At 53.4% G+C, this 26,498-nt stretch carries 24 protein-coding genes; 15 read left to right on the forward strand and 9 right to left on the reverse strand.

Translation table 11 applies throughout. The features are described 5' to 3' along the window. The first annotated feature begins 16 nt into the window (after nucleotides 1-16). The 4 genes from aaeX to JM656_RS02100 all read left to right on the forward strand — a co-directional run bounded on the left by aaeX (nucleotide 17) and on the right by JM656_RS02100 (nucleotide 3,530). On the forward strand, nucleotides 17-220 hold the full coding sequence (gene aaeX, locus JM656_RS02085) for a p-hydroxybenzoic acid efflux pump operon protein AaeX (RefSeq protein WP_162379314.1): 204 nt from the start codon (nucleotides 17-19) through the stop codon (nucleotides 218-220). 7 nt (nucleotides 221-227) lie between these two features. Next, nucleotides 228-1,160 carry a p-hydroxybenzoic acid efflux pump subunit AaeA gene (aaeA, locus tag JM656_RS02090; protein WP_203359807.1) on the forward strand — a complete coding sequence of 311 codons (933 nt, stop codon included), beginning with the start codon at nucleotides 228-230 and terminating at the stop codon, nucleotides 1,158-1,160. A 5-nt stretch (nucleotides 1,161-1,165) separates the two neighbouring features. Continuing rightward, nucleotides 1,166-3,133 carry a p-hydroxybenzoic acid efflux pump subunit AaeB gene (gene aaeB, locus JM656_RS02095; protein ID WP_203361196.1) on the forward strand — a complete coding sequence of 656 codons (1,968 nt, stop codon included), beginning with the start codon at nucleotides 1,166-1,168 and terminating at the stop codon, nucleotides 3,131-3,133. A 124-nt stretch (nucleotides 3,134-3,257) separates the two neighbouring features. Further along, nucleotides 3,258-3,530: a hypothetical protein gene (locus tag JM656_RS02100; protein ID WP_203359808.1), complete on the forward strand. Its 273-nt coding sequence runs from the start codon at nucleotides 3,258-3,260 to the stop codon at nucleotides 3,528-3,530. Between the two features lie 62 nt (nucleotides 3,531-3,592). Here JM656_RS02100 and yhcN-B read toward each other — a convergent pair whose 3' ends face one another. From yhcN-B to argR, 3 genes are all read right to left on the reverse strand, one after another. Then, a complete protein-coding gene (gene yhcN-B / locus JM656_RS02105) occupies nucleotides 3,593-3,859 on the reverse strand; it encodes a DUF1471 family stress response protein YhcN-B (RefSeq protein ID WP_192613661.1) in 267 nt (88 codons plus the stop codon). A gap of 99 nt (nucleotides 3,860-3,958) precedes the next feature. Then, nucleotides 3,959-4,222, reverse strand: coding sequence for a peroxide/acid stress response protein YhcN (gene yhcN, locus JM656_RS02110; RefSeq protein WP_192613660.1), 264 nt, complete (start codon nucleotides 4,220-4,222; stop codon nucleotides 3,959-3,961). A 378-nt stretch (nucleotides 4,223-4,600) separates the two neighbouring features. Then, nucleotides 4,601-5,071, reverse strand: a complete 471-nt coding sequence (gene argR, locus JM656_RS02115; RefSeq protein ID WP_162379319.1) for a transcriptional regulator ArgR — start codon at nucleotides 5,069-5,071, stop codon at nucleotides 4,601-4,603. 415 nt (nucleotides 5,072-5,486) lie between these two features. Here argR and mdh point away from each other — a divergent pair, with 415 nt between their 5' ends. Then, complete coding sequence (gene mdh, locus JM656_RS02120; RefSeq protein ID WP_192613659.1) at nucleotides 5,487-6,425, forward strand: malate dehydrogenase; 939 nt, start codon at nucleotides 5,487-5,489, stop codon at nucleotides 6,423-6,425. A 74-nt stretch (nucleotides 6,426-6,499) separates the two neighbouring features. Here mdh and degS read toward each other — a convergent pair whose 3' ends face one another. The 3 genes from degS to zapG all read right to left on the reverse strand — a co-directional run bounded on the left by degS (nucleotide 6,500) and on the right by zapG (nucleotide 9,593). Beyond that, entirely contained in the window at nucleotides 6,500-7,567 is a 1,068-nt protein-coding gene (degS, locus tag JM656_RS02125) for an outer membrane-stress sensor serine endopeptidase DegS (RefSeq protein WP_192613658.1), read from the reverse strand. Between the two features lie 92 nt (nucleotides 7,568-7,659). Then, nucleotides 7,660-9,027 (reverse strand): serine endoprotease DegQ, encoded by a 1,368-nt coding sequence (gene degQ, locus JM656_RS02130; protein ID WP_203359809.1) that lies wholly within the window; start codon nucleotides 9,025-9,027, stop codon nucleotides 7,660-7,662. A gap of 167 nt (nucleotides 9,028-9,194) precedes the next feature. Beyond that, entirely contained in the window at nucleotides 9,195-9,593 is a 399-nt protein-coding gene (gene zapG / locus JM656_RS02135; RefSeq protein WP_203359810.1) for a Z-ring associated protein ZapG, read from the reverse strand. Nucleotides 9,594-9,785: 192 nt separating this feature from the next. Between zapG and zapE the strand changes: the two genes are divergently transcribed. From zapE to sspB, 5 genes are all read left to right on the forward strand, one after another. Next, a complete protein-coding gene (gene zapE / locus JM656_RS02140) occupies nucleotides 9,786-10,913 on the forward strand; it encodes a cell division protein ZapE (protein WP_203359811.1) in 1,128 nt (375 codons plus the stop codon). A 218-nt stretch (nucleotides 10,914-11,131) separates the two neighbouring features. Further along, on the forward strand, nucleotides 11,132-11,560 hold the full coding sequence (gene rplM, locus JM656_RS02145; RefSeq protein WP_024551131.1) for a 50S ribosomal protein L13: 429 nt from the start codon (nucleotides 11,132-11,134) through the stop codon (nucleotides 11,558-11,560). 15 nt (nucleotides 11,561-11,575) lie between these two features. Then, nucleotides 11,576-11,968, forward strand: a complete 393-nt coding sequence (gene rpsI, locus JM656_RS02150; RefSeq protein WP_003860436.1) for a 30S ribosomal protein S9 — start codon at nucleotides 11,576-11,578, stop codon at nucleotides 11,966-11,968. Between the two features lie 316 nt (nucleotides 11,969-12,284). Continuing rightward, nucleotides 12,285-12,923, forward strand: coding sequence for a stringent starvation protein SspA (gene sspA / locus JM656_RS02155; RefSeq protein ID WP_203359812.1), 639 nt, complete (start codon nucleotides 12,285-12,287; stop codon nucleotides 12,921-12,923). Nucleotides 12,924-12,928: 5 nt separating this feature from the next. Further along, the gene (gene sspB / locus JM656_RS02160; protein WP_203359813.1) at nucleotides 12,929-13,432 is read left to right on the forward strand and encodes a ClpXP protease specificity-enhancing factor; all 504 of its coding nucleotides are present in this window, start codon (nucleotides 12,929-12,931) and stop codon (nucleotides 13,430-13,432) included. A gap of 55 nt (nucleotides 13,433-13,487) precedes the next feature. On the opposite strand, the gene dcuC is transcribed toward sspB, so the two are convergent. Then, on the reverse strand, nucleotides 13,488-14,855 hold the full coding sequence (dcuC, locus tag JM656_RS02165; protein WP_203359814.1) for an anaerobic C4-dicarboxylate transporter DcuC: 1,368 nt from the start codon (nucleotides 14,853-14,855) through the stop codon (nucleotides 13,488-13,490). Between the two features lie 374 nt (nucleotides 14,856-15,229). On the opposite strand from dcuC, the gene nanR reads away from it, so the two are divergent. The 5 genes from nanR (at nucleotide 15,230) to nanQ (ending at nucleotide 20,120) form a co-directional block, all read left to right on the forward strand. After that, nucleotides 15,230-16,021 (forward strand): transcriptional regulator NanR, encoded by a 792-nt coding sequence (nanR, locus tag JM656_RS02170; RefSeq protein WP_203361197.1) that lies wholly within the window; start codon nucleotides 15,230-15,232, stop codon nucleotides 16,019-16,021. Nucleotides 16,022-16,155: 134 nt separating this feature from the next. Continuing rightward, entirely contained in the window at nucleotides 16,156-17,049 is an 894-nt protein-coding gene (gene nanA, locus JM656_RS02175) for an N-acetylneuraminate lyase (RefSeq protein WP_203359815.1), read from the forward strand. Nucleotides 17,050-17,159: 110 nt separating this feature from the next. Then, a complete protein-coding gene (locus JM656_RS02180; RefSeq protein ID WP_203359816.1) occupies nucleotides 17,160-18,650 on the forward strand; it encodes an MFS transporter in 1,491 nt (496 codons plus the stop codon). Between the two features lie 130 nt (nucleotides 18,651-18,780). Next, nucleotides 18,781-19,659 (forward strand): N-acetylmannosamine kinase, encoded by an 879-nt coding sequence (locus tag JM656_RS02185; RefSeq protein WP_203359817.1) that lies wholly within the window; start codon nucleotides 18,781-18,783, stop codon nucleotides 19,657-19,659. Continuing rightward, a complete protein-coding gene (gene nanQ, locus JM656_RS02190) occupies nucleotides 19,653-20,120 on the forward strand; it encodes an N-acetylneuraminate anomerase (RefSeq protein ID WP_203359818.1) in 468 nt (155 codons plus the stop codon). The genes JM656_RS02185 and nanQ overlap by 7 nt, the downstream gene beginning before the upstream one ends. Nucleotides 20,121-20,215: 95 nt before the next feature. On the opposite strand, the gene gltD is transcribed toward nanQ, so the two are convergent. After that, nucleotides 20,216-21,634 carry a glutamate synthase subunit GltD gene (gene gltD / locus JM656_RS02195; RefSeq protein ID WP_203359819.1) on the reverse strand — a complete coding sequence of 473 codons (1,419 nt, stop codon included), beginning with the start codon at nucleotides 21,632-21,634 and terminating at the stop codon, nucleotides 20,216-20,218. Nucleotides 21,635-21,643: 9 nt separating this feature from the next. Beyond that, nucleotides 21,644-26,104 carry a glutamate synthase large subunit gene (gltB, locus tag JM656_RS02200; RefSeq protein ID WP_203359820.1) on the reverse strand — a complete coding sequence of 1,487 codons (4,461 nt, stop codon included), beginning with the start codon at nucleotides 26,102-26,104 and terminating at the stop codon, nucleotides 21,644-21,646. Nucleotides 26,105-26,498 lie beyond the last annotated feature (394 nt).

The raw sequence follows: 26,498 nt of genomic DNA on the forward strand, positions 1-26,498 counted from the left end.
TACAATCAAGGTCAACATGAGTCTGTTTCCCGTTATCGTGGTGTTTGGGCTGTCCTTCCCACCGATATTTTTCGAACTTCTTTTATCACTGGCGATTTTCTGGCTGGTGCGCCGGGTGCTGGTACCGACAGGTATCTATGATTTCGTATGGCATCCGGCTCTGTTTAATACCGCGCTCTATTGCTGCCTTTTTTATCTGATATCGCGCATGTTTGTTTGAGGCTGAAGTGAAAACACTAACAAGAAAAATCTCCCGTACGGCCATTACGCTGGTACTGGTCATCCTGGCATTTATCGCCATTTTTCGTGCCTGGGTCTATTACACCGAGTCGCCGTGGACGCGTGATGCGCGCTTCAGCGCGGATGTGGTGGCCATTGCGCCAGATGTGGCAGGACTTATCACCAATGTTAATGTTCGCGATAACCAACTGGTGAAAAAGGATCAGGTGCTGTTCACCATCGATCAGCCGCGCTATATAAAGGCGCTTGAAGAGGCCGAAGCCGATGTGGCGTATTACCAGGTGTTGTCGCAGGAAAAACGCCAGGAAGCGGGTCGACGTAATCGTCTTGGTGTTCAGGCGATGTCTCGTGAAGAAATCGATCAGGCCAACAACGTTCTGCAAACCGTATTACATCAGCTCGCGAGAGCGCAGGCTACCCGTGACCTGGCAAAATTAGATCTCGAACGGACCGTGATTCGCGCGCCGGCAGACGGTTGGGTAACCAACCTGAACGTCTATACCGGTGAGTTTATTACCCGTGGTTCCACGGCGGTCGCTCTGGTAAAACAGCACTCTTTCTATGTACTGGCGTACATGGAGGAAACCAAGCTGGAGGGTGTTCATCCGGGCTATCGTGCGGAAATTACGCCGCTGGGCAGTAATCGGGTGTTAAAAGGGAGTGTGGATAGCGTGGCGGCGGGGGTCACGAATGCCAGCAGTACCCGCGATGCGAAGGGCATGGCGACGATTGATTCCAACCTCGAATGGGTGCGACTGGCGCAGCGTGTTCCGGTGCGGATCCGTCTTGATGACCAGCAGAACAATCTGTGGCCAGCAGGTACAACGGCGACGGTCGTGATTACCGGTCAGCAGGATCGTGATGAAAGTCAGGACTCCTTCTTTCGCAAATTAGCGCATCGTCTGCGCGAGTTTGGTTAATCATGATGGGGATGTTCACCATCGCCAGCCAACACGTTCGCTTTGCGATAAAGCTGGCGTGCGCGATTGTGCTGGCTCTGTTTGTTGGCTTTCACTTTCAGCTTGAAACGCCGCGCTGGGCGGTACTGACCGCGGCGCTTGTTGCGGCGGGTCCGGCATTTGCTGCCGGAGGCGAACCGTATTCTGGTGCCATCCGCTATCGCGGTATGTTGCGCATCATCGGGACCTTTATTGGTTGTATCGCCGCGCTGGCGATCATCATCACCATGATTCGCGCACCGCTGCTGATGATTCTGGTGTGCTGTATCTGGGCGGGATTTTGCACCTGGATCTCTTCTCTGGTGCGCCTTGAAAACTCCTACGCGTGGGGGCTTTCGGGGTATACCGCACTTATTATCGTCATCACCATTCAAACGGAACCGCTATTGACGCCACAGTTCGCCCTTGAGCGCTGTAGCGAGATTGTGATTGGCATCGTCTGCGCCATCATCGCGGATCTGATTTTCTCTCCACGATCGGTGAAGCAAGAGGTTGATCTTGAACTGGATAACCTGCTCATTGCGCAGTATCAACTGATGCAGCTGTGTATTAAACACGGTGACAGTGAGGAAGTGGACCGGGCCTGGAGCGCACTTGTGCGCCGTACTGCGGCACTGGATGGCATGCGCAGCAATCTGAACATGGAATCCTCGCGCTGGGGGCGTGCTAACCGACGTCTGAAGGCGCTCAATACGCTCTCCCTGACGCTGATTACGCAATCCTGCGAAACCTACATGATTCAAAATACGCGTCCGGAGCTGATCACCGATACGTTTCGTGAGTTGTTTGAAACCCCTGTTGAAACTGCGCAGGATGTTCACCGGCAGCTCAAGCGCATGCGCCGCGTGATCGCCTGGACGGGGGAGCGGGAAACGCCTGTCACCCTGTACACCTGGGCTGGGGCAGCAACGCGGTATCTGTTATTGAAACGCGGCGTGGTGGGTAATACAAAAATCAGTGCGACTGAAGAAGAGATTTTACAGGGTGAGCCCGTGGTGAAGGTGGAGTCTGCCGAGCGTCACCATGCGATGGTCAACTTCTGGCGCACCACCTTGTCATGTGTGCTGGGGACGTTGTTCTGGCTGTGGACGGGATGGACGTCTGGTAGCGGTGCGATGGTGATGATTGCCGTCGTGACCTCACTGGCGATGCGGTTGCCGAATCCGCGAATGGTCGCGATCGACTTTATCTACGGAACGCTGGCAGCGCTGCCGTTGGGGTTACTCTATTTTCTGGTGATTATCCCTAACACCCAACAAAGTATGTTGCTGCTCTGTCTGAGTCTGGCGGTACTGGGATTCTTTCTGGGAATCGAAGTCCAGAAACGCCGCCTGGGTTCGATGGGGGCACTGGCGAGCACCATTAACATCATTGTGCTCGACAACCCCATGACCTTCCATTTTAGTCAGTTTCTGGACAGCGCATTGGGGCAGATTGTCGGCTGTATGCTGGCGTTTATCGTGATCTTACTGGTGCGGGATAACTCCCGTGACAGGACCGGTCGCGTGTTGCTCAATCAGTTTGTTTCGGCGGCTGTCTCAGCCATGACCACCAATGTGGTACGGCGTAAGCAAAACCATCTTCCGGCGCTCTATCAGCAGCTGTTTTTGCTGATGAACAAATTCCCTGGGGATTTGCCCAAATTCCGTCTGGCGCTGACGATGATCATTGCGCATCAACGTCTTCGTGATGCGCCGGTTCCGGTGAATGACGATCTCTCTATTTTCCACCGTCAGCTTCGCCGCACCGCGGATCGCGTGATTTCCGCCAGTAGCGACGACAAGCGTCGGCGATACTTCGGACAACTCCTTGAGGAACTCGACATCTATCAGGAAAAACTGCGCATCTGGGAAGCGCCACCGCAGGTCACGGAACCGGTAAAACGCCTCTCAGGCATGTTGCATAAATATCAGCATGCCCTCACGGATAACTAAACACGGAAAAGCCGACGCCAAAAGCGTCGGTTTTTTTATGGCTATACTTAACCGATGTGCAGGAATCGTCGTGGTAGGTAGTTTGGTGGGTTGCGAAAGCGCTTACCGGAGGTGGTGGCGGGCAATGAATATCTATACCTTTGATTTTGATGAGATAGAAAACCAGAGTGATTTTTACCGTGAGTTTGCGCGGATGTTTGGTATTGCCAGAGAACAGATCAGCGATCTGGATTCTTTGTGGGAGATAGTGATCGGCGAAGTATTGCCGTTGCCGCTGGAAATAGAGTTTGTTCATCTACCTGAAAAGCAGCGCCGACGTTATGGGGCGCTGATTTTGCTGTTCGATGAAGCAGAAGAAGAGCTGGAAGGACAGTTACGTTTTAACGTTCGGCTCTAAGCCGTAGATATAAAAAAGCCCCCGACAGGCGGGGGCAAGTCGTCGGACTAGACGACGAGGGTTTATTTGTAGAGTTCTGCCGTGGCGTGCCACTGTGACCCTTCTTTCAGTTCAATCACGCGATAGCTGCTGGCGCCTGCTTTTTCTGCTTTAGCGGCGAGCTCCTGACGCATATCCATCGGAGAACTACCAATCTGAGAAACAGAGACACTGCCCATGGATTGCAGATTTTGTGCTTCTTGCGCATTGACCTGGTGTACGGCAGCGTTTGCGCCGAAAGAGAGAACTGAAGCCAGGCCGAGTGAAGCGATAAGATATTTAGTGTTCATAGTTTACATTCCTCAATACGGTTAACTCAGCGGTTTGAAGGGCGTTCTTATGCGATATTCCCGCGAGTTATTGTTTGCATTAGCGATGACAGGCGAGCCTTATTTGTACAGTTCAGCAGTGGCGTGCCAGTGGCTACCGCTACGTGCTTCGGTGATCTGATACGCTGAGGCGCCTTGTTGTTCCGCTTTTTTGTTCAGCATTTCATGCATGTCCATCGGTGAAGAGCCGATCGCACTGACGGAAACAGAACCGATAGCTTCGCGGTTTTGCGCCTGCTGGGCATTGATGGAATCTGCGGCAAATGCACCGAATGAGAGAACAGAGAGAATACTTAACGTTGCAACTGTAGTTTTGATTTTCATGATATTTACCTCGTCGAATTCTTTTATTGGGGTCCTTTGTTTCGTGACCCTCATCACAAAATCAAGTATACACTAGTCACGCAATTAATTAATACCCTGCTAATTGTTCAGTGGGTAATTAAGTATTAAAAAATTTAGTTTTTATAATCACATGGAATTAAAAATGCTTCTGATGGCGAGGTTTTCGATTTAAATCTAATAAATTCATAAAGATATAAAATTTAACAAAATGTGCGATATTTGGCTTTATCATTGACCGCGTGAATGTGTTTAAGCGATTAAACGCACTATTCGTTAAATCAAAAGCAGTGGAAATGCGTGCAAAGCGGGGAGAAAGACAGGATTTTCCCCGCCGTGTGTGGCGGCGGGGAGAGGGGGTTACAGCTCTTGTTCGAACAGTTCGAGAATCGCTTCGTACAGATCTTTCACTGAGAAGCCATTAGCTGGGGTTGTGAAAATGGTGTCATCGCCCGCAATTGTCCCGAGGATACCTTCCGCTTTGCCCAGTGAATCCAGCAGGCGTGCGATCAGTTGCGCTGCGCCTGGGCTGGTATGGATCACCACAACGGCATCATTGAAATCGATATCTAATACCAGGTTCTTTAACGGGCTGGATGTCGTGGGGACACCCAACTCTGCCGGGAGGCAGTACACCATCTCCATTTTTGCGTTGCGGGTCCGCACGGCGCCGAACTTTGTCAGCATGCGTGAGACTTTGGACTGGTTGATGTTATCAAAGCCCTGATCCTGCAACGCGAGGACTATTTCACCCTGTGAGCTGAATTTTTCTTCTTTAAGCAGCGCTTTAAACGCCTTTACTAATTCTTCTTGTTTTGCCGAGCTTCGCATAAGTCACCCGTAATATGGCGGTAGAAACAACATTATTGTGCATACAGATGAATTTTTATGCAAACAGTCTGCCTTGTTCGAGGCTGAAATAATGTTATGAAAGAGCGGAATTTTATCAAATTTCGTTATCAAGAAACATGCCTGTGTCACGGCTCGCAAATAAGGTTAAAAGTAAATTAAATGTTATCAAATTGATGTTGTTTTGAGGGGGGAGTAGGGTATATTGTCCGCACTTGTGGAAAAGTTGCTCTACAGCTGCAGTGGCTTTGGATTACGTAAATTAAATGCATAAAAGCCAAATTCGCGTGACTCCGCATTCTTGACACGTGAGTATTGTAATCATTAATTTTGTGAATTAAGGTCGCCGCCGCGGAGCATTAAACACTTAGCTTATCAATATAATAAGGAGTTTAGGATGAAAGTTGCAGTCCTCGGCGCAGCTGGCGGTATCGGTCAGGCGCTAGCATTACTGTTAAAGAATCAACTGCCTTCAGGTTCAGAACTCTCCCTGTACGACATCGCTCCAGTGACTCCAGGTGTGGCCACTGACTTGAGCCATATCCCAACTGCTGTGAAGATCAAAGGTTTCTGTGGCGAAGACGCAACCCCGGCACTGGAAGGTGCGGATGTGGTTCTGATCTCTGCGGGTGTGGCGCGTAAACCGGGTATGGATCGTTCCGACCTGTTTAACGTTAACGCCGGTATCGTGAAAAACCTGGTCCAGCAGATTGCGAAAACCTGTCCGAAAGCGTGCGTGGGTATTATCACCAACCCGGTGAACACCACTGTCGCTATCGCTGCAGAAGTCCTGAAGAAAGCAGGTGTTTACGACAAGAACAAACTGTTTGGCGTGACCACGCTGGACATCATCCGCTCCAACACCTTTGTTGCGGAACTGAAAGGCAAGCTGCCGACTGAAGTTGAAGTTCCGGTGATTGGCGGACACTCTGGTGTGACGATTCTGCCACTGCTGTCGCAAATCCCTGGCGTTAGCTTCACCGAAGAAGAGGCCGCTGCCCTGACCAAACGTATCCAGAACGCGGGTACTGAAGTGGTTGAAGCAAAAGCCGGTGGCGGATCTGCAACCCTGTCTATGGGTCAGGCTGCCGCACGTTTTGGTCTGTCTCTGGTTCGCGCGCTGCAGGGCGAAAAAGGCGTTGTGGAATGTGCTTACGTTGAAGGCGACGGCCAGTATGCGCGTTTCTTCTCACAACCGCTGCTGCTGGGCAAAAATGGTGTGGAAGAGCGTCAGTCTATCGGCAAACTGAGTGCCTTTGAGCAGAATGCGATGGAAGGCATGCTGGATACGCTGAAGAAAGATATCACCCTGGGCGAAGAGTTCGTTAATAAGTAAGCGAACCGCCATCAGTGAAAAAAAACCGGAGCATTGCGACTCCGGTTTTTTTTGTCTCTGGCTTCGGGAAATACTCAGTTGGTTGCCGGATATTCCTGAATGGTAACCTGCAGCGTCAACTGCTTGTCATCCCGCATGACGACCACAGAGATCACCGAGCCTGGGCGAATTTCAGCGACCTGGTCCATCGTTTCCAGCGCGGAAACGGCAGGCTTATTGTTCACCGAAATGATCAAATCATTGACCTGAATGCCAGCCTGAGCCGCCGGGCCATCCGGTGATACCTCATTGACGACGATTCCCTGAATTTGGTCTATCCCACCGCCCTGGGCATGCATTGGCGCGATTTCGCGGCCGCCAATACCGATGTAGCCACGGATCACACGACCATCACGGATAAGTTTATCCATAATTTTGGTCGCCAGCTGGAACGGAATGGCGAAACCAATGCCTTCCGGCGTTTCGCCGTCATTACTTTTATCAAAGGATAAGGTGTTAATGCCCATCAACTCACCCAGCGAGTTGATCAGCGCGCCACCGGAATTACCGTGGTTGATCGAGGCGTCCGTTTGTAGAAAATTCTGGCGCCCGGAAGGGTTCAGACCAATACGACCGGTCGCGCTGATGATCCCCTGGGTGATGGTTTGTCCGAGATTATACGGGTTGCCGATTGCCAGAACGACATCGCCAATATGCGGCGTACGACGCGAGTTTATCGGAATCGTCGGGAGTCCACCGGCGGCATTAATTTTTAACACGGCCAGATCGGTCAGCGTATCGGACCCCACCAGCAGCGCCTCAAACACGCGTCCATCTTGTAGGGCGACGATTATCTGATCGGCGTCGTTAATGACATGCTTGTTGGTGATGATATAACCGCGCTGATCCATGATCACACCGGAGCCCAGCGTGCGGATCTCAAGCTGATTATGCGCCGTACTGTTCATACTGCGGTTATAGACGTTAACGACGGCAGGTGCTGCACGGCGGACCGCCGAGTTGTAACTGACAGGCGTCTCATCGGTGCTGTCGAATTGCGGAGCCGTAAGGGTATTTATTTTGCGCAGCGACGGCATAGCGGCCAACAAAATGGCGCCGACAATTAAACCAATCGCGACTGAACGTAAGAGCTTCACAAACATGATGGAGGCGTCATTAAAAAAGGGAACGTCAGCAGCATACCATGAGTTTACCGGACATCACACGTGAGGCTGATGTCCGGTTCACGACGGACTTAACGTAAGAGCAAATAAATGCTCTCATTACCGCGAACGATTTGCAGGGCAATGATGGACGGTTTCGCCTCCAGCACCTTGCGCATCTCGGCGATAGAGTTCACGCGATCGCGGTTTACACTGACGATGACGTCATCTTTATGTAAACCCGCCTGAGCCGCAGGGCTGCTTTTTTCAACATTATCAATCTTGATGCCTTTGCTGCCGTCCTTCAATTGACCGTCGCTTAACGTAGCACCTTGCAGCGCCGGGGCGATCATCTCAGCACTGGCGGATGATGATGTGTTGGAGTCCAGGGTAACGTCGACTTCCAGTGGTTTACCGTCACGCAACAGACCCAGTTTCACGGTGGTGCCAGGCTCTGTTGTTGCAATACGCGAACGTAACTCTGCAAAACTGTTGAGTGGCTTGCCGTTAAGACTGGTGATGACATCGCCGGACTTCACGCCCGCTTTTGCGGAACCCGAGTTTGGCAGCACTTCACTGACAAATGCGCCGCGCTGTACGTCAAGTTTGAACGCTTTGGCGATATCGGCAGTCATTTCCGTGCCTTTGATACCCAGCAGACCCCGCTTGATTTCACCGAACTGGATCAACTGCTGCGCCAGCGTGCGCGCCATGTTGCTCGGGATAGCAAACCCAATTCCGATACTGCCACCGCCAGGGGCGAGGATGGCGGTGTTAATACCGATCAGCTCGCCGTTCAGGTTGAGCAGGGCTCCACCGGAGTTACCGCGGTTAATGGACGCGTCAGTCTGAATGAAGTTTTCCAGCCCTTCCAGATTCAGCCCGCTACGCCCCAGCGCAGACACTATACCGGACGTCGCCGTTTGCCCCAGCCCAAACGGATTACCTACGGCGACGGCAAAGTCCCCTACGCGTAACTTGTCGGAGTCGGCGATGGCAATTTGCGTCAGATTACTGGCTTTCTGAATTTGCAGCAGAGCAATATCACTTTGATCGTCACTGCCGATCAGCTTGGCGTCGAATTCACGCCCGTCATTTAACTGGATGCTGATCTTCTGCGCCTGACTGATAACGTGATTATTGGTCAGGACATACCCTTTCGCGGCATCAATGATGACCCCAGACCCTAAACCTTCGAAAGGTTGTGACGGTTGGTCAGGTAACTCATCGCCAAAAAATTTTTTGAACTCTTCCGGGACTTTTTGCCCCTGGGCAGCCGTTCCTTCGACTCTGACGCTAACCACGGCAGGCAGTACCTTTTCCAGCATGGGGGCGAGGCTTGGCAGAGCTGCCTGGCCAGGAATTTGTGCTGGTATTGACGCGAGGGCCTGAAACGGCGCTGAGAGCGTTAAACCGATACTTAACGCTAATGCACTCAACAACTGGGTTTGTTTTTTCATGGATCCTGCTCTCGTACCTTGAGTGAAAGGAAAGACGATTCAAAACAGTTTGATGTTATTGAATTTTCGACATGGCAACAATGAGACTGCTGACTAAATAATAGCTGGGACAGGAGAGAAGAGAGGGCGCAATGACTGCGCCCAATAAAATTATTTACGTTGTGTGGTTAACCGCGTTTGGCACCCGCACGTAGCAGGCCGGACGCCCCTTCGGAATAGTCACGTGGCATCTGAACCGGTGCCTGATCGTTACCGGCTTCAGACTCCGCCAGGCGATTACGGAACGGGTTAGTTTCCGCAGTCAGTTCCGGCAGCAGGCTGCTGGAACTTTTTGCCATGTGTTGATACAGCTGGCGATAATCATGCGCCATGGTATCCAGCAGCTCAGCGCTGCGGGCAAAGTGGCTGACCAGCTCTTCACGATACTCTTCCAGCTCAGCTTTGTTCTTTTCCAGTTCGTACTGCAATGCCTGCTGTTGACGTAATTTACGATTACCAAAACGCACGGCTACGGCACCAATAATGATACCGACGACTAACCCAATTAGCGCATATTCCCAGGTCATGAACATCTCCCGTTGTCTTTTGTTTCCGTAGGGTGTTGGCTTTAGGCTCCATGCCTGCGCCTGATTATGCCACTATAACCGCTAATCCCGTAGAAGTGGAATCCCGACTTTATATCGCGTAGTGTAGAACGGCCTTTTTTTCGTCAACCGTGAACGACGGCACATCGATTCTCAAGGAATAACAATAACATCATGCAAAGCTTTTCCCCGACATCGCGTTACCTCCATGCCCTCAACGAGGGAAGCCACCAGCCCGACGACGTACAAAAAGAAGCGGTTAACCGGCTGGAAACCATTTACCAGGAACTAACGAGCAGCGTGTCCCCTGAGCCACAGGCCAGCGGACTGATGGCCCGTTTTGGCAAATTGTTGAGAAAACGTGAGCCAGCAGCACGTTTACCGGTGCGCGGTCTGTATATGTGGGGCGGGGTGGGACGCGGGAAAACCTGGCTGATGGATCTGTTTTATCACAGTCTGCCGGGCGAACGTAAACAGCGACTGCATTTCCACCGTTTTATGCTGCGCGTACATGAAGAACTGACCGCCCTACAGGGGAAAAGCGACCCGCTGGAGATCGTTGCCGACCGTTTTAAAGCAGAGACGGATGTGCTCTGTTTCGATGAGTTTTTTGTTTCGGATATCACCGATGCGATGTTGCTTGGTGGATTAATGAAGGCGCTGTTTGCTCGCGGTATCACGCTGGTGGCGACATCCAACATTCCGCCGGACGACTTATACCGTAACGGTCTGCAACGTGCGCGTTTTCTTCCGGCCATCGACGCGATAAAACAGCACTGCGACATCATGAATGTGGACGCCGGGGTCGATTATCGCCTGCGCACGCTGACTCAGGCGCATTTATGGCTCGCCCCGCTCAACGATGACACGCAACGGCAGATGGATTCGCTCTGGCTGGCGCTTGCGGGGACAAAGCGTCAGCATGCGCCGACGCTGGAAGTTAACCATCGCCCGCTCGCAACGCTGGGAGTCGAAAACCAAACGCTGGCAGTCTCGTTCTCCACGCTGTGCGTGGATGCCCGTAGCCAGCATGACTACATTGCGTTGTCGCGTCTTTTCCATACGGTGTTGTTATTTGATGTTCCCGTGATGACGCCGTTGATGGAGAGTGAAGCGCGTCGCTTTATTGCTCTGGTGGATGAGTTTTATGAGCGCCACGTCAAACTGGTGGTTAGCGCCGCCGTACCTTTATATGAAATCTATCGGGGCGAGCGCCTGAAGTTCGAATTTCAGCGCTGTCTGTCGCGTTTACAGGAGATGCAGAGCGAGGAGTACCTCAAGCGGGAACACCTGGCCGGTTAAACCTGTCGCAAATCACATAAAGGGGTCGACCTTTGACCCCGACTTCTCTATAATCTTGCGACCCCACGTTACAAGAGAGTTTTTTTCCCGAAACTTTCTCTGCGCCGGCATAGGCTATTCGAAGGGGTAGGTTTGCTGGACAATGTCGTGTGAACCTCAACTGACTAAACGTTTGGGTGTTCACCAACGTGTAACTTATTTATTTGGGTAAGCTTTTAATGAAAACTTTTACAGCTAAACCAGAAACCGTAAAACGCGACTGGTATGTTGTTGACGCGACCGGTAAAACTCTGGGCCGTCTGGCTACTGAACTGGCTCGTCGCCTGCGCGGTAAGCACAAAGCGGAATACACTCCGCACGTAGATACCGGTGATTACATCATTGTTCTGAACGCTGACAAAGTTGCTGTAACCGGCAACAAGCGTACTGACAAAGTGTACTATCACCACACTGGCCACATCGGCGGTATCAAACAAGCGACCTTTGAAGAGATGATTGCCCGCCGTCCTGAGCGTGTGATTGAAATCGCGGTTAAAGGCATGCTGCCAAAAGGCCCGCTGGGTCGTGCTATGTACCGTAAACTGAAAGTTTACGCGGGCAACGAGCACAACCATGCGGCACAGCAACCGCAAGTTCTTGACATCTAATCGGGATTATAGGCAATGGCTGAAAATCAATACTACGGCACTGGTCGCCGCAAAAGTTCCGCAGCTCGCGTTTTCATCAAACCGGGCAGTGGTAAAATCGTAATCAACCAACGTTCTCTGGAACAGTACTTCGGTCGTGAAACTGCCCGCATGGTAGTTCGTCAGCCGCTGGAACTGGTCGACATGGTTGAGAAACTGGATCTGTACATCACCGTTAAAGGTGGTGGTATCTCTGGTCAGGCTGGTGCGATCCGTCACGGTATCACCCGCGCTCTGATGGAGTACGACGAGTCCCTGCGTTCTGAACTGCGTAAAGCTGGCTTCGTTACTCGTGACGCTCGTCAGGTTGAACGTAAGAAAGTCGGTCTGCGTAAAGCACGTCGTCGTCCGCAGTTCTCCAAACGTTAATTGGTTTCTGCTTCGGCAGAGCACAGTTGGCGAAAAACCCGCTTCGGCGGGTTTTTTTATCGATATATCGCCGTCAAACGCACCGCTATCCTCCGATTAGCGCCCTCTTTTTCCCCATTTCCAGAATCGACTCACCACAAAGGTCACAAAATCTGGTAAACTATCATCCAATTTTCTGCCCAAATATCGAGGATTGTTCATTTTTTGTTTGATTTTTGAACAGTGAATGACTTTTCCGACGATGGGAAACATAACTTCTGACTGGTCACCTGGTGGCTGGTAGCAGTAAAAATTCTGAATATACCTGGAGGTTTTCATGGCTGTCGCTGCCAACAAACGTTCGGTAATGACGCTGTTTTCTGGTCCTACTGACATCTATAGCCATCAGGTCCGCATTGTGCTGGCTGAGAAAGGTGTTAGTTTCGAGATCGAGCACGTGGAAAAGGACAATCCACCTCAGGATCTGATTGACCTCAACCCGAATCAGAGCGTACCGACACTGGTGGATCGTGAGCTGACCCTATGGGAATCTCGCATCATTATGGAATATCTTGATGAGCGTTTCCCTCATCCACCGCTGATGCCGGTTTACCCGGTTGCTCGCGGTGAAAGCCGCCTGTACATGCACCGTATAGAAAAAGACTGGTATACGCTGATGAACGTCATCGTAAACGGGTCTGCTTCTGAAGCTGACGTTGCACGCAAACAACTGCGTGAAGAGCTGCAGGCGATTGCACCTGTATTTGGTCAGAAACCGTATTTCCTGAGCGATGAATTCAGCCTGGTCGATTGCTACCTGGCGCCGTTGCTGTGGCGTTTGCCGCAGTTGGGCATTGAGTTCAGCGGTGCGGGTGCGAAAGAGCTGAAAGGGTACATGACTCGCGTATTTGAGCGTGACTCTTTCCTGGCGTCGCTGACCGAACCTGAGCGTGAAATGCGCCTCGGCCGGGGTTAATCTGTATGGATTTGTCACAGCTATCCCCACGCCGTCCATACCTGCTGCGTGCATTTTATGAATGGCTGCTGGATAACCAGCTAACGCCGCACCTGGTGGTGGATGTGACGCTTCCTGGCGTGCATGTCCCCATGGAATATGCGCGTGACGGGCAAATAGTCCTGAACATTGCGCCTCGTGCGGTGGGGAACCTGGAGCTGGCGAATGACGAAGTGCGTTTCAATGCGCGCTTTGGCGGCGTACCTCGCCAGGTTTCAGTTCCACTGGCTGCCGTACTGGCGATTTATGCACGTGAGAATGGTGCGGGTACGATGTTCGAACCTGAAGCCGCTTACGATGAAAACGTCACCAGTATCAATGATGATGACGAAACCGCGGGTGTAGAGGGCGAGGCGGTCATGTCTGTTATCGATGGTGATAAGCCGGATCATGATGATGACAACCGTCCCGATGACGATCCGCCGCCACCGCCACGTGGTGGTCGACCGGCGCTCCGCGTCGTAAAATAAATCGTCTATAAAATCAAACAGGCCCCCAGGGGCCTGTTTTGTATTCTACTGTCCGCTAATAAAAAAATATGATAGTGGCAATCATATTCACCACGAATCCTACCGCCATTGGGATCGCCGTACGTTTAACGACCTCAAAGGGAGAGACGCCCGCAATGCCTGACGTCACAACAATGACGGCGGTGATCGGCGAAACCGCGCGAGCCAGCGTTGTCGCAAAATGCATCGGCATGATCATAACGACGGCGGGAATGTGAAGTCCTGCGGCGATATCCGGGATCAGACTCGCAAAAGACATAAATGGCGCGTTGCCGGAACCCATCACAATTGCGCAGGCCGCAATGACGATCGCCATGATGATCATGACGCCAATACCACCCAGACCGGAATGCTCAGCGCCTTTGATTACTGCATCTACGGTACCGATGGTGGTTAAGCCTTTGGCAAAAATTTCACCCGCGACCACCAGCGTGACAACATTCGCAAACTGGGTGCCCATACCATCAAAGAACGCCTGAACGTCGTCCATCGTTTCCCGAAGATTGTGCGTACGAATGAATTCCACAAATATCGTGATGGTCATGCTCATCAGCATTACTACGACCAAATTGAGTTCTGACTGCATATAGCCAGTATGTGCCAGCAAGAGTGAGCCAAGCATCAGGATGAGCGGCATAACGGGTAAAAGCGCGTAATACAGCGGAGGGACATCCTCAAGAGCGCGTTGTTCCACGGGGTGCCCGCTCTCTGTCGTCGCCTTTTGGTCAAATCGGCGTTGAACAAAAAAGTGGGCGATAGCGACAGCAACAATGACGCAGGTAGCCACAGGAAGCTGGTACTGAAAGAAATAGGTCGCGATTTTCATTCCGGCGACCTGTGCTGCGAAAATAGAGTTAGTTTCGAGGATCCCCCACTCAATCGACATTGATGTTGCAATTACCGCCACCGCAGAAAGACGGCTCACTCCCAGGCTGACCAACGTCGGATAGAGCGTGACCATCAATAGCATTCCCAGCCCCGACGCGCTGGTAATGAATTGTGCCATGATCTGTCCGATCACATAGGTTGCGGCGAGAACAATATAGGGTGATTTGATAAGCTTCAGTGGCCGGCTCAGCAGACTCACCATTGCCCGACTGGCTCCCATCCGGTCCATATAACGGGCATATCCCCCCACAGCCATGATGGACAACCCTAACCCGGCGGCCCTGGTTGAGAGCATGCGCAGGATCTCATTATAAATATCAACCAACAGATAACCGCTGCTTTTGGCCGGATCCAGTAGCGATCCCAGACCCAACCAGACGCCACATAGCATCAGGAAGATCCCCGCAGCAGCCAATACTATCTGGGGTTTATAGTTTTTGAGGATCAGATAGCCCATCGTAATTAAAACGATCACAGAAATTATTATGCCGAACATTTTCTCACTCCATGCCAGAAAGAAGATGAATCAGGTGATGATGGTGTGCTGGAGCGGATGTTATATTTTTCTTTACGGTTTTTATGGCATGGATATCTTATTTTTAAATTGAAGATTTAATTATTTTGTTTAAAAACATATTGTTATGATTATTTTTCAAGAGCATATTCTTAAATTTCACTAACTTGGTCAGAGGACTCGTATCGTTAAAAAAGAGAGAATAAATAAAGAGAAAATAGCGCACTGAATAATTCATGTATAATGAGAGAATGCGGGAATCATTTGTTTTCTGAATGAAAAAGTCGGAGCATTTCACCCCGCTTTCGATCCTGTGTTAGGATAACTTTTGTTGTTGTTGGTCATAATTCATCAGACTGGACGCTATGAACGCATTTGATTCGCAAGCAGAAGATTCTCCATCAACCATCGGTAACAGTTTGCGCCGCCGCCCGCTGGCACGTAAAAAACTCTCTGAAATGGTTGAAGAAGAGCTGGAGCAGATGATCCGCCGCCGTGAATTTGGCGAAGGGGAGCCGTTGCCATCCGAGCGCGAACTGATGGCATTCTTTAACGTCGGACGCCCGTCGGTACGTGAAGCGCTGGCCGCGCTCAAGCGCAAAGGTCTGGTACAAATCAACAACGGTGAACGCGCGCGCGTCTCACGCCCCTCAGCGGACACCATCATCAGCGAACTTTCCGGCATGGCGAAAGATTTTCTCTCGCACCCTGGTGGCATCGCGCATTTTGAACAACTGCGCCTTTTCTTTGAATCGAGCCTGGTGCGTTACGCCGCCGAGCACGCCACAGACGAACAGATTGCCATGTTGAGCAAAGCCCTGGAGATCAACAGTCAGTCGCTGGATGACAATAGCCAGTTCATTCGCTCCGATGTCGATTTTCACCGTGTGCTGGCAGAGATCCCGGGCAACCCGATCTTTATGGCAATCCACGTCGCGCTCCTCGACTGGCTGATCGCCGCGCGCCCGAAAGTTGCTGATGAAGCGCTGTATGAACATAACAGCGTGAGTTATCAACAGCATATTGCTATTGTCGATGCGATCCGCGCCCGCGATCCTGACGAAGCAGACCGCGCACTGCAATGCCACCTCAACAGCGTGTCTGCCACCTGGCACGCCTTCGGTAAAGCCAAAAAATCCCGCAAGTAATCCCCGTATTGCGATCGGTTTAGTGAAGTCGATCGCACAATAAGCTTTCTGTATTACGCTGTCGTAAAAGTGTTCTGGTATAACAGGTATAAAGGTACATAGTTAATCAGTTTAAACACCACTACGAGGTATTTATGGCAAGCAATTTACGTGGCGTGATGCCCGCACTCCTGACCCCTTTCGACGCGCAGCAGAAAGTTGATAAGGACAGCCTGCGCCGCCTGGTGCGATTCAACATTGAGCAGGGAATTGATGGGGTGTATGTCGGAGGTTCCACTGGGGAAGCCTTTGTGCAAAGCCTTGCCGAGCGCGAAGAAGTGCTTGAAATCGTGGCCGAAGAGGGCAAAGGCAAAATTACCCTGATTGCTCATGTGGGTTGCGTCAGCACGGCGGAAAGCCAGCAACTGGCAGCAGCGGCCAGCCGTTACGGTTTTGATGCCGTCTCTGCGGTTACGCCGTTCTACTATCCGTTCAGCTTTGAAGAACATTGCGATCACTACCGCGCGATTATCGATTCTGCTGATGGATTGCCGATGGTGGTCTACAACATTCCGGCACTGAGCGGTGTCAAACTGACACTGGATCAAATCAATACGCTGGTCACGCTGCCAGGCGTTGGTGCGCTGAAACAGACCTCGGGCGATCTCTATCAGATGGAGCAGATTCGTCGTGCGCATCCGGATCTGGTGCTCTACAACGGTTACGACGAAATCTTCGCATCCGGTCTGCTGGCGGGCGCGGATGGCGGGATCGGCAGTACCTACAACATTATGGGCTGGCGCTACATGGGGATCGTGCAGGCCCTGAAAGAAGGGAATATCGCTAAAGCACAGCAGTTGCAGCGCGAATGTAACAAGGTGATCGACCTGCTGATCAAAGTGGGCGTGTTCCGTGGCCTGAAAACCGTACTGCACTACATGGACGTTGTTTCTGTACCGCTGTGCCGCAAACCGTTTGCGCCTGTGGATGAAAAATATCTGCCAGAACTGCAAGCATTGGCAAACCAACTGCTGGCGGAAAGGGCGTAACAGCGGATAGCCGGGGGCGCTTTGCCTGCCCGGCCTACATAGAACGAACGTAGGCCGGATAAGGCAATGCCGTTATCCGGCACAACAATGAAAATCGTCGGGAGAGTAAAATGAGTACTAATACCCAGAGCATCCCGTGGTATCGCCATCTCAACCGGGCACAGTGGCGGGCATTTTCCGCCGCCTGGTTAGGGTATGTGCTTGATGGATTTGATTTTGTATTAATTGCGCTTGTATTGACAGATGTACAAAGTGAGTTTGGGTTGACGACGGTTCAGGCGGCAAGTCTGATCTCGGCAGCCTTTATTTCCCGTTGGTTCGGCGGGCTGATGCTTGGCGCCATGGGGGACCGTTATGGTCGCCGTCTGGCAATGGTCAGTAGCATTATCCTTTTTTCCGTCGGTACGCTGGCCTGCGGCTTTGCACCTGGTTACACCACCATGTTTATCGCGCGTCTGGTCATTGGTATGGGCATGGCAGGCGAATATGGTTCAAGCGCAACCTACGTTATTGAAAGCTGGCCTAAGCAGTTGCGTAACAAAGCCAGCGGATTTTTGATCTCCGGCTTCTCTATTGGCGCGGTTATCGCAGCCCAGGTCTACAGTCTGGTGGTACCTATCTGGGGCTGGCGCGTTCTCTTTTTCATTGGCATCGTACCGATCGTCTTTGCGCTCTGGCTACGAAAAAATATTCCGGAAGCGGAAGACTGGAAAGAAAAACACGAAGGGCAAGCGCCAGTACGTACCATGGTCGATATTCTCTACCGGGGTGAGCATCGGGTCATTAATATCCTGATGACCATCGTGGCGGCGACCGCTCTGTGGTTCTGCTTCGCAGGTAATCTGCACAATGCCGCCATTGTGGCGGGATTAGGTCTGCTGTGTGCCGTCATCTTCATCAGCTTTATGGTGCAGAGTAGCGGTAAACGCTGGCCAACCGGCGTCACGCTTATGCTGGTGGTGCTGTTTGCGTTCCTTTACTCCTGGCCTATCCAGGCATTGCTCCCAACCTATCTCAAAACCGAGCTGTCCTATGATCCGCACACGGTAGCGAACATTCTGTTCTTTAGCGGCTTCGGCGCGGCGGTAGGCTGCTGCGTGGGCGGTTTCCTCGGCGACTGGCTGGGCACCCGCAAAGCCTACGTTTGTAGCCTGCTGGCCTCACAGTTGCTCATTATTCCGGTTTTTGCCATTGGCGGTGGAAACGTATGGGTATTGGGTCTGCTGCTGTTCTTCCAGCAGATGTTGGGCCAGGGGATCTCAGGGATCCTGCCGAAATTGATCGGCGGATATTTTGATACCGACCAGCGTGCGGCAGGTCTGGGCTTTACCTATAACGTGGGTGCTCTTGGTGGCGCGCTGGCGCCGATCCTTGGTGCATTGATTGCGCAACGCCTGGATCTGGGTACCGCGCTGGGATCGCTCTCCTTTAGCCTGACGTTTGTGGTGATCCTGCTGATTGGCCTCGATATGCCGACCCGTGTTCAACGCTGGCTGCGTCCAGAAGCGCTACGTACGCATGACGCTATCGACGGCAAACCGTTCAGCGGTGTCGTACCGTTGGGCGGTGACAAAAGCGCCTTAGTCAACACGAAAAATTGATCCGCTTGCCCGGTCGCGTACCGGGCAATCTTTGTAGGGGAAGAAGCATGTTGTTACCTGAACTACAGGGTAAAAGAAGTCCCGCCATCACTCGACCGGGATCCCGGTGTCAGTGGCATCAGGAGGCGCAATGACGACATTGGCGATAGATATCGGTGGCACCAAACTGGCTGCCGCGCTGGTGGGCGACGATCTGCAGATCCGTGAACGCTGCGAACGTCCCACTCCTGCCAGCAAAACACCGGATGCGCTGCGCGAAGCCTTAAAAATGTTGATTGAGCCGCTGCAAAGTCAGGCGAAACGGGTGGCGATTGCCTCGACCGGTATTATTCATCAGGGCGTCTTGCAGTCGATTAATCCGCAAAATCTGGGCGGGCTGATGCACTTCCCGTTGGTGCACACCTTAGAGGAACTGACCGGATTATCGGCGCTGGCGGTGAATGATGCTCAGGCGGCGGCCTGGGCGGAATATCATGCCATTGCGAAAGAGGTCAGCGACATGGTGTTTATCACCGTTTCAACCGGTGTCGGGGGAGGCATCGTCAGCGGCGGTCAATTATTGACCGGAGCGGGAGGACTTGCCGGACATCTGGGGCATACGCTGGCGGATCCGCAGGGGCCGGTGTGTGGCTGCGGACGCGTGGGGTGTGTGGAAGCGATCGCCTCCGGACGCGGCATTGCGGCGGCGGCTCAGGGTGAACTTGCTGGATGTGATGCAAAAACGATTTTTGCCCGGGCGGCTGAAGGGCATGAACAGGCAATACGGTTGGTCCAGCATTCCGCTCAGGTGCTGGCGCGGTTAATTGCCGATGTGAAAGCCACCACCGATTGCCAGCGGGTAGTCATTGGCGGCAGTGTAGGTCTGGCGCCAGAGTATCTGACGCATGTTCGTCACTTTCTGGCGCAGGAGCAGCCGGTGTACCACGTGGCGTTGAGTGCGGCGCATTACCGGCATGACGCCGGGTTATTAGGGGCTACGTTGATAGCTCAGGGAGAAAAATCATGGTAACAGGTGATATTCAATCGCTGGCGTCAGCCGGATTACATCCGGTACTGGAAGAGGCGCTAACGCTGGCGTTAGCGGCCCGACCACAGGAAACAGCGCCAGGGCGTTATGAACTGCGCGGTGACGATATTTTTATGAATGTGATGCAGTTTGCCACACAGCCTCCGCAGGAGAAGAAGGCAGAGCTGCATGAAAAGTACATCGATATTCAACTGCTGTTGGCGGGCGAGGAACGCATTCTGTTCGGCGTCATCGGTTCTGCGCGTCAGTGTGAGGAGATGCACGTTGAGGAGGATTATCAGCTGTGTACTCACATCGACAATGAACAGGCGTTAGTGTTGACGCCGGGCATGTTCGCGGTATTTATGCCGGGAGAACCGCATAAGCCGGGCTGCGTTGTTGATGTTCCAGGGGACATTAAGAAGGTGGTTGTGAAGGTGCGCGCGAGTTTATTCAACGCATAAAAAAGCCGGATGGCGGCTTTCGCCTTATCCGGCCAACAACGTACGCAAAACCGTAGGCCGGATAAGGCGGTTACGCCGCCCTCCGGCACTGAGACTTACACTTCCAGCCAGTTCATGATCCCATCTGCCGCTTTACGGCCTTCGGCAATCGCCGTGACCACCAGATCCGAACCGCGAACGATATCGCCACCGGCGAAGATTTTCGGGTTGCTGGTCTGGAAGGCGTTGTCGCTGCCTTCCGGTGCGATAATCCGCCCCTGAGAATCCAGTTCAACGCTGTGTTGCGCCAGCCATTCCATGCTGTGCGGACGGAAACCAAACGCCATCACCACCGCATCAGCCGGAACAACGTGCTCGGAACCAGCAACGATCTCCGCGCGACGGCGCCCTTTCGCATCCGGGGCCCCCATCTCAGTGCGCGCCATCTTCACGCCGCACACTTTACCGTTCGCGTTTATCTCCACACCCAGCGGCTGCACGTTGAACTGAAACTCGACACCTTCTTCACGCGCGTTTTTCACTTCGCGTCTGGAGCCTGGCATGTTCTCTTCGTCACGACGATAGGCGCAGGTGACGTGTGTCGCGCCCTGACGAATCGAGGTACGAACACAGTCCATCGCAGTATCGCCACCGCCCAGTACCACCACGCGTTTGCCTTCCATGCTGACAAACGGTTCATCCGTAGTTTCGCCAAAGCCCATCATCTGTTTGGTATTGGCGATCAGGAACGGCAGGGCGTCGAACACGCCATCGGCATCTTCGTTTTCCAGACCGCCGCGCATTGACTGATAGGTTCCGACGCCGAGGAAGACGGCATCGTACTCTTTCAGCAGGGCGTCGAGCTGTACGTCACGACCCACTTCAACGTTGAGTTTGAACTCAATGCCCATCCCGGTGAAGATTTCACGGCGGCGGGTCATCACCTCTTTTTCCAGCTTGAAGGCCGGAATACCAAAGGTCAGCAGGCCGCCGATCTCCGGATGCCTGTCAAACACCACCGCCTTCACACCGTTGCGGGTCAGCACATCGGCACAGGCCAGCCCAGCCGGACCCGCGCCGATAATAGCCACGCGCTTGTCGGTCTGGCGAACGCCGGTCATATCCGGACGCCAGCCCATTTCGAAGGCTTTATCATTGATATAGCGTTCGATGTTGCCGATAGTCACCGCGCCAAACTCATCGTTCAGCGTACAGGAACCTTCGCACAGTCGGTCCTGCGGGCAGACGCGACCGCACACTTCCGGCAGGGTATTGGTCTGGTGAGACAACTCTGCCGCTTCAAAGATACGCCCTTCGTTCGCCAGCTTCAGCCAGTTCGGGATGTAGTTATGAACCGGACATTTCCACTCGCAGTACGGGTTGCCGCAGGAGAGACAGCGATCCGCCTGCGCTTTCGCCTGACCTTCGGAAAACGGCTCGTAGATTTCTACAAACTCGATTTTGCGGATCTTCAGCGGTTTTTTCGGCGGATCAACGCGCTGCAGGTCGATAAATTGATATACGTTCTGACTCATCTTAACCCCTTACTGCGCCTGCACACGCAGCTCAGCTGCGCTACGACTACGGTGACCCAACAGTGCTTTCACATCGCTGGACTTCGGTTTAACCAGCGCGAATTTCGCGGAGAAAGCAGGCCAGTTTGCCAGAATCTCTTCACCACGTTGAGAACCAGTATGCTGCACATGCTCGGTGATCAACCCGCGCAGGTGTTCTTCGTGGATAGCCAGCGAGTCTACGCTCAGCACTTCCACCAGTTCCGGGTTCACACGTTTGCGGAAATCGCCGCTCTCGTCCAGCACGTAGGCGAATCCGCCCGTCATGCCGGCACCGAAGTTCACCCCGGTTTTACCGAGAATACACACAATACCGCCGGTCATGTATTCACAGCCATTGTCGCCAATGCCTTCCACGACTGTGATTGCGCCGGAATTACGTACGCCGAAACGTTCACCCGCGCGGCCTGCGGCAAACAAACGTCCCCCGGTAGCGCCATACAGACAGGTGTTGCCGATAATGCTCGCCTCATGGCTGCGGAAGGCCGAACCGACCGGTGGACGCACCGCCAGCAAGCCGCCTGCCATGCCTTTGCCGACATAGTCGTTGGCATCACCGGTCAGGTACAACTCCACGCCGCCTGCGTTCCAGACGCCGAAGCTCTGGCCAGCCGTACCGCTGAAGTGCGCTTTGATGGGGTCCGCCGCCAGTCCCTGATCGCCATGCGTCTGCGCAATATAGCCAGAGAGCGATGCGCCGACGGAACGGTCAGTGTTGCGAATATCAAACCAGAATGTTTTGCTCAGGCACTCGTCGACGAACGGTTTTGCCTGTTGTAACAGCTGTGCGTTCAGCACACCGTTGTCGAACGGAGGGTTGTTTTCGGTGCAGAACACGGCTTTGCCAGGATGCGGCTCGGCCGTCTCCAGCAGGCGAGACAGTTCCAGCTTCTGCTGTTTGGCGGTAAACCCTTCCAGCTCTTTTAGCAGGTCGGTACGGCCAATCAGATCCACCAGACGCGTCACGCCAAGCATCGCCATCAGCTCGCGGGTTTCGCGGGCGATGAATTCAAAGTAGTTGGTCACTTTGAACGGCAGGCCGTGGTAGTGGTTCTTACGCAGTTTTTCGTCCTGGGTTGCCACGCCCGTTGCGCAGTTGTTCAGGTGGCAAATACGCAGGTATTTACACCCCAGCGCCACCATCGGGCCGGTTCCGAAGCCGAAGCTTTCCGCGCCCAGAATTGCCGCTTTGATGATATCAACGCCGGTTTTCAGACCGCCGTCGACCTGCAAACGGATCTTGTGACGCAAACCGTTAGCCACCAGTGCCTGCTGGGTTTCCACCAGGCCCAGTTCCCACGGACAGCCCGCGTATTTCACTGACGAGAGCGGGCTCGCGCCGGTGCCACCGTCGTAACCGGCGATGGTGATCAAATCGGCATAGGCTTTCGCCACGCCGGTGGCGATGGTGCCGACGCCCGGTTCGGAAACCAGCTTCACGGAGATCATCGCTTTCGGGTTGACCTGCTTGAGGTCGAAAATCAGCTGCGCCAAGTCCTCGATTGAGTAGATATCGTGGTGCGGAGGCGGGGAGATCAGCGTCACCCCCGGCACCGAGTAGCGCAGTTTGGCGATGTACGGGGTCACTTTATCCCCCGGCAACTGACCGCCTTCGCCCGGCTTCGCGCCCTGAGCGACTTTAATTTGAATCACATCGGCGTTCACCAGATACGCCGGGGTCACACCGAAACGACCGGAAGCCACCTGCTTGATGCGCGACACTTTGTTGGTGCCGTAGCGCGCCGGATCTTCACCGCCTTCGCCAGAGTTAGAGTTACCGCCGATGCTGTTCATCGCTTCCGCCAGCGCTTCGTGCGCTTCCGGGCTCAGTGCGCCGATTGACATCGCTGCCGTATCGAAGCGTTTGAACAGTTCAGTGGCGGGCTCGACTTCATCAATGCTCACGGCCTTTTCGCCGGGCGTGATTGCCAGCAGATCGCGCAGCGTTGTCGCCGGGCGTTCGTTGACCAGTTTCGCGTACTCCTGATAGTCGCTGTACTCGCCGCTTTGAACAGCCTGTTGCAGGGTGCGCACGACATCCGGGTTATAGGCGTGATATTCGCCGCCGTGAACATATTTCAGCAGGCCGCCCTGACCCAACGGTTTACGCGCCAGCCAGGCATGTTTGGAAAGATTCAGCAGGTCCTGCTGGAAGTCGGTAAAACCTGCGCCACTGATACGGCTGACCACACCCTGGAAGCACAGGCTGACCACATCATCGTGCAGACCGACGGCTTCAAACAGTTTTGAACAGCGGTAAGAGGCGATGGTCGAGATGCCCATTTTGGACATGATCTTGTAAAGACCTTTGTTGATGCCATTACGGTAGTTCAGCATCACGGTACGATAGTCTTTCGCAATCGCGTGGGTGTCGCTCAGACGGCCCAGTGTTTCATACGCGAGGTAGGGATAGATTGCCGTCGCGCCGAAGCCCAATAGCACGGCAAAGTGGTGCGGGTCGCGCGTGCTGGCGGTTTCGACAATGATGTTAGCGTCGCAGCGCAGGTTCTGTGCGACCAGACGCGTCTGCACCGCACCGACCGCCATTGGTGCCGGAACCGGCAAACGGTTTTTGCCGATGTTACGGTCGGAGAGCACCAGCAATACGGTGCCGTTGCGAACCATTTGCTCCGCTTTGTCGCACAGCGCTTTCACCGTCTCTTCGAGTGAGGTTTGCGTCACGTCGAAGGTGATGTCCAGCGTATCCGCGCGATAATGCTCCTCTTTCATGGTGGTGAGCTGTTTGAAATCGGAGTACAGCAAAATCGGCGATTTGAAGCTCAAACGGTGCGCCTGGCCTTCCGCTTCACAAAAGACGTTCATTTCGCGACCGATGCTGGTGGCCAGCGACATCACGTGTGCTTCACGCAGCGGATCGATCGGCGGGTTGGTGACCTGCGCGAACTGCTGGCGGAAGTAGTCGTAAATGATACGTGGCTGGCTGGAGAGCACGGCAAACGGGGTGTCGTCGCCCATTGAACCCACCGCTTCCTGGCCGTTTTCACCCAACACGCGGATCACGGAATCCAGCTCTTCGGCGCTGTAGTTAAACTGTTTCTGGTAGCTGGCGAGGGTGTCGTCATCCAGCTCACGTTGACCCACTTGGTCATCGGCCAGTTCTTCAAACGGCACCAGACGGCGGACGTTTTTCTCCATCCACTCTTTATACGGGTGGCGGCTTTTCAGATCGTCGTCAGTTTCCGCAGAGTGCAGGATGTGCCCGCTGCGGGTATCGATCACCATCAGTTCGCCCGGACCGACGCGGCCTTTCTCGACCACTTCGTCAGGCTGGTAATCCCAGATCCCCACTTCAGAAGCACAGGTGATCAACTTATCTTTGGTGATGACGTAGCGCGCCGGGCGCAGACCGTTACGGTCAAGGTTACAGGCCGCAAAGCGACCATCAGACATTACGATGCCTGCCGGGCCGTCCCACGGCTCCATGTGCATGGAGTTAAAGTCAAAGAAGGCGCGCAGATCCGGATCCATATCCGGGTTGTTCTGCCAGGCTGGCGGTACCAGCAAGCGCATGGCGCGGATGATGTCCATCCCGCCGGCCAGCAACAGCTCCAGCATGTTATCCAGTGAGCTGGAATCGGAGCCGGTTTCGTTGACGAACGGGGCGGCGGACTGCAAATCCGGGATCAGCGGCGTCTGGAATTTATAGGTACGGGCGCGCGCCCACTGGCGGTTGCCGGTGATGGTATTGATCTCACCGTTGTGTGCCAGGTAACGGAACGGCTGCGCCAGCGGCCAGCGTGGCACGGTGTTAGTGGAGAAGCGCTGGTGGAACAGGCAGATAGCTGATTCCAGACGCAGGTCCGCGAGGTCCAGGTAAAAGCGCGGCAGATCCGCCGGCATACACAGACCTTTATAAATGTTCACCAGGTTCGACAGACTGCAAACGTAGAAGTCTTTGTCTTCCTGCAGACGTTTTTCGATACGGCGGCGGGCGATAAACAGGCGGCGTTCCATATCACGTGGACGCCAACCCGCAGGCGCGTTAACGAAAATTTGCTCAATACGTGGCAGAGAGGAGAGGGCGATTTCACCGAGAACGCCTTCATTGGTCGGCACTTCGCGCCAGCCAACGATCGACAGGGTTTCCTGCTGGAGTTCTTCTTCGACAATTCGACGGGATGCGGCCGCCAGCTCAGGATCTTTATTCAGAAAGATCATCCCGACGGCGTAGTTTTTGGCTAAACGCCAGCCGCGCTCTTCGGCAACAATGCGAAAAAAGCGGTCGGGTTTTTGCAGTAACAAACCGCAGCCATCGCCGGTTTTTCCATCCGCGAGAATGGCGCCACGGTGCTGCATTCGGGCCAGCGCGTGTATAGCAGTACGCACTACCTTGTGGCTAGGTTCGCCTTCTATGTGGGCGATCAGGCCGAAACCACAGTTATCCCTCTCAAGAGATTTATCGTACAACATATCAGTGAACCTCCCCAGGCTCTGAGGGACGCCTCTCTGGACCGCTGCGCACGGGCACACCAAGAGCATGGCGACGGGGTTTGCGTGTCATACGCTTACCTCGCATTCGCCCTCTTTCATCCGTTTCGCGTAGGTCAAACAAGTTTGAGGACTTGCTGTCAGAGGGAATCTCAATTACTGCATAAATATGATGAGCACACGACTCATCCAGAAAGCTTCCAGCGGATTTCCAACTTATCGGGAATCCACACACAGGTCAAATGGCAATCTTATTTATGCAAAAATGTGCTATTGGTCGATTAATGTGTTGAGTGCATTGAAAATAATAGACTTTTCACATTGATTTAACGCTCGGTAAACGGAGCGGAGAGTGTGATCTGTCTCACTGTCTGGA

The organism is Citrobacter sp. R56 (assembly GCF_016811995.1).
GTDB lineage: Bacteria > Pseudomonadota > Gammaproteobacteria > Enterobacterales > Enterobacteriaceae > Citrobacter_D > Citrobacter_D enshiensis.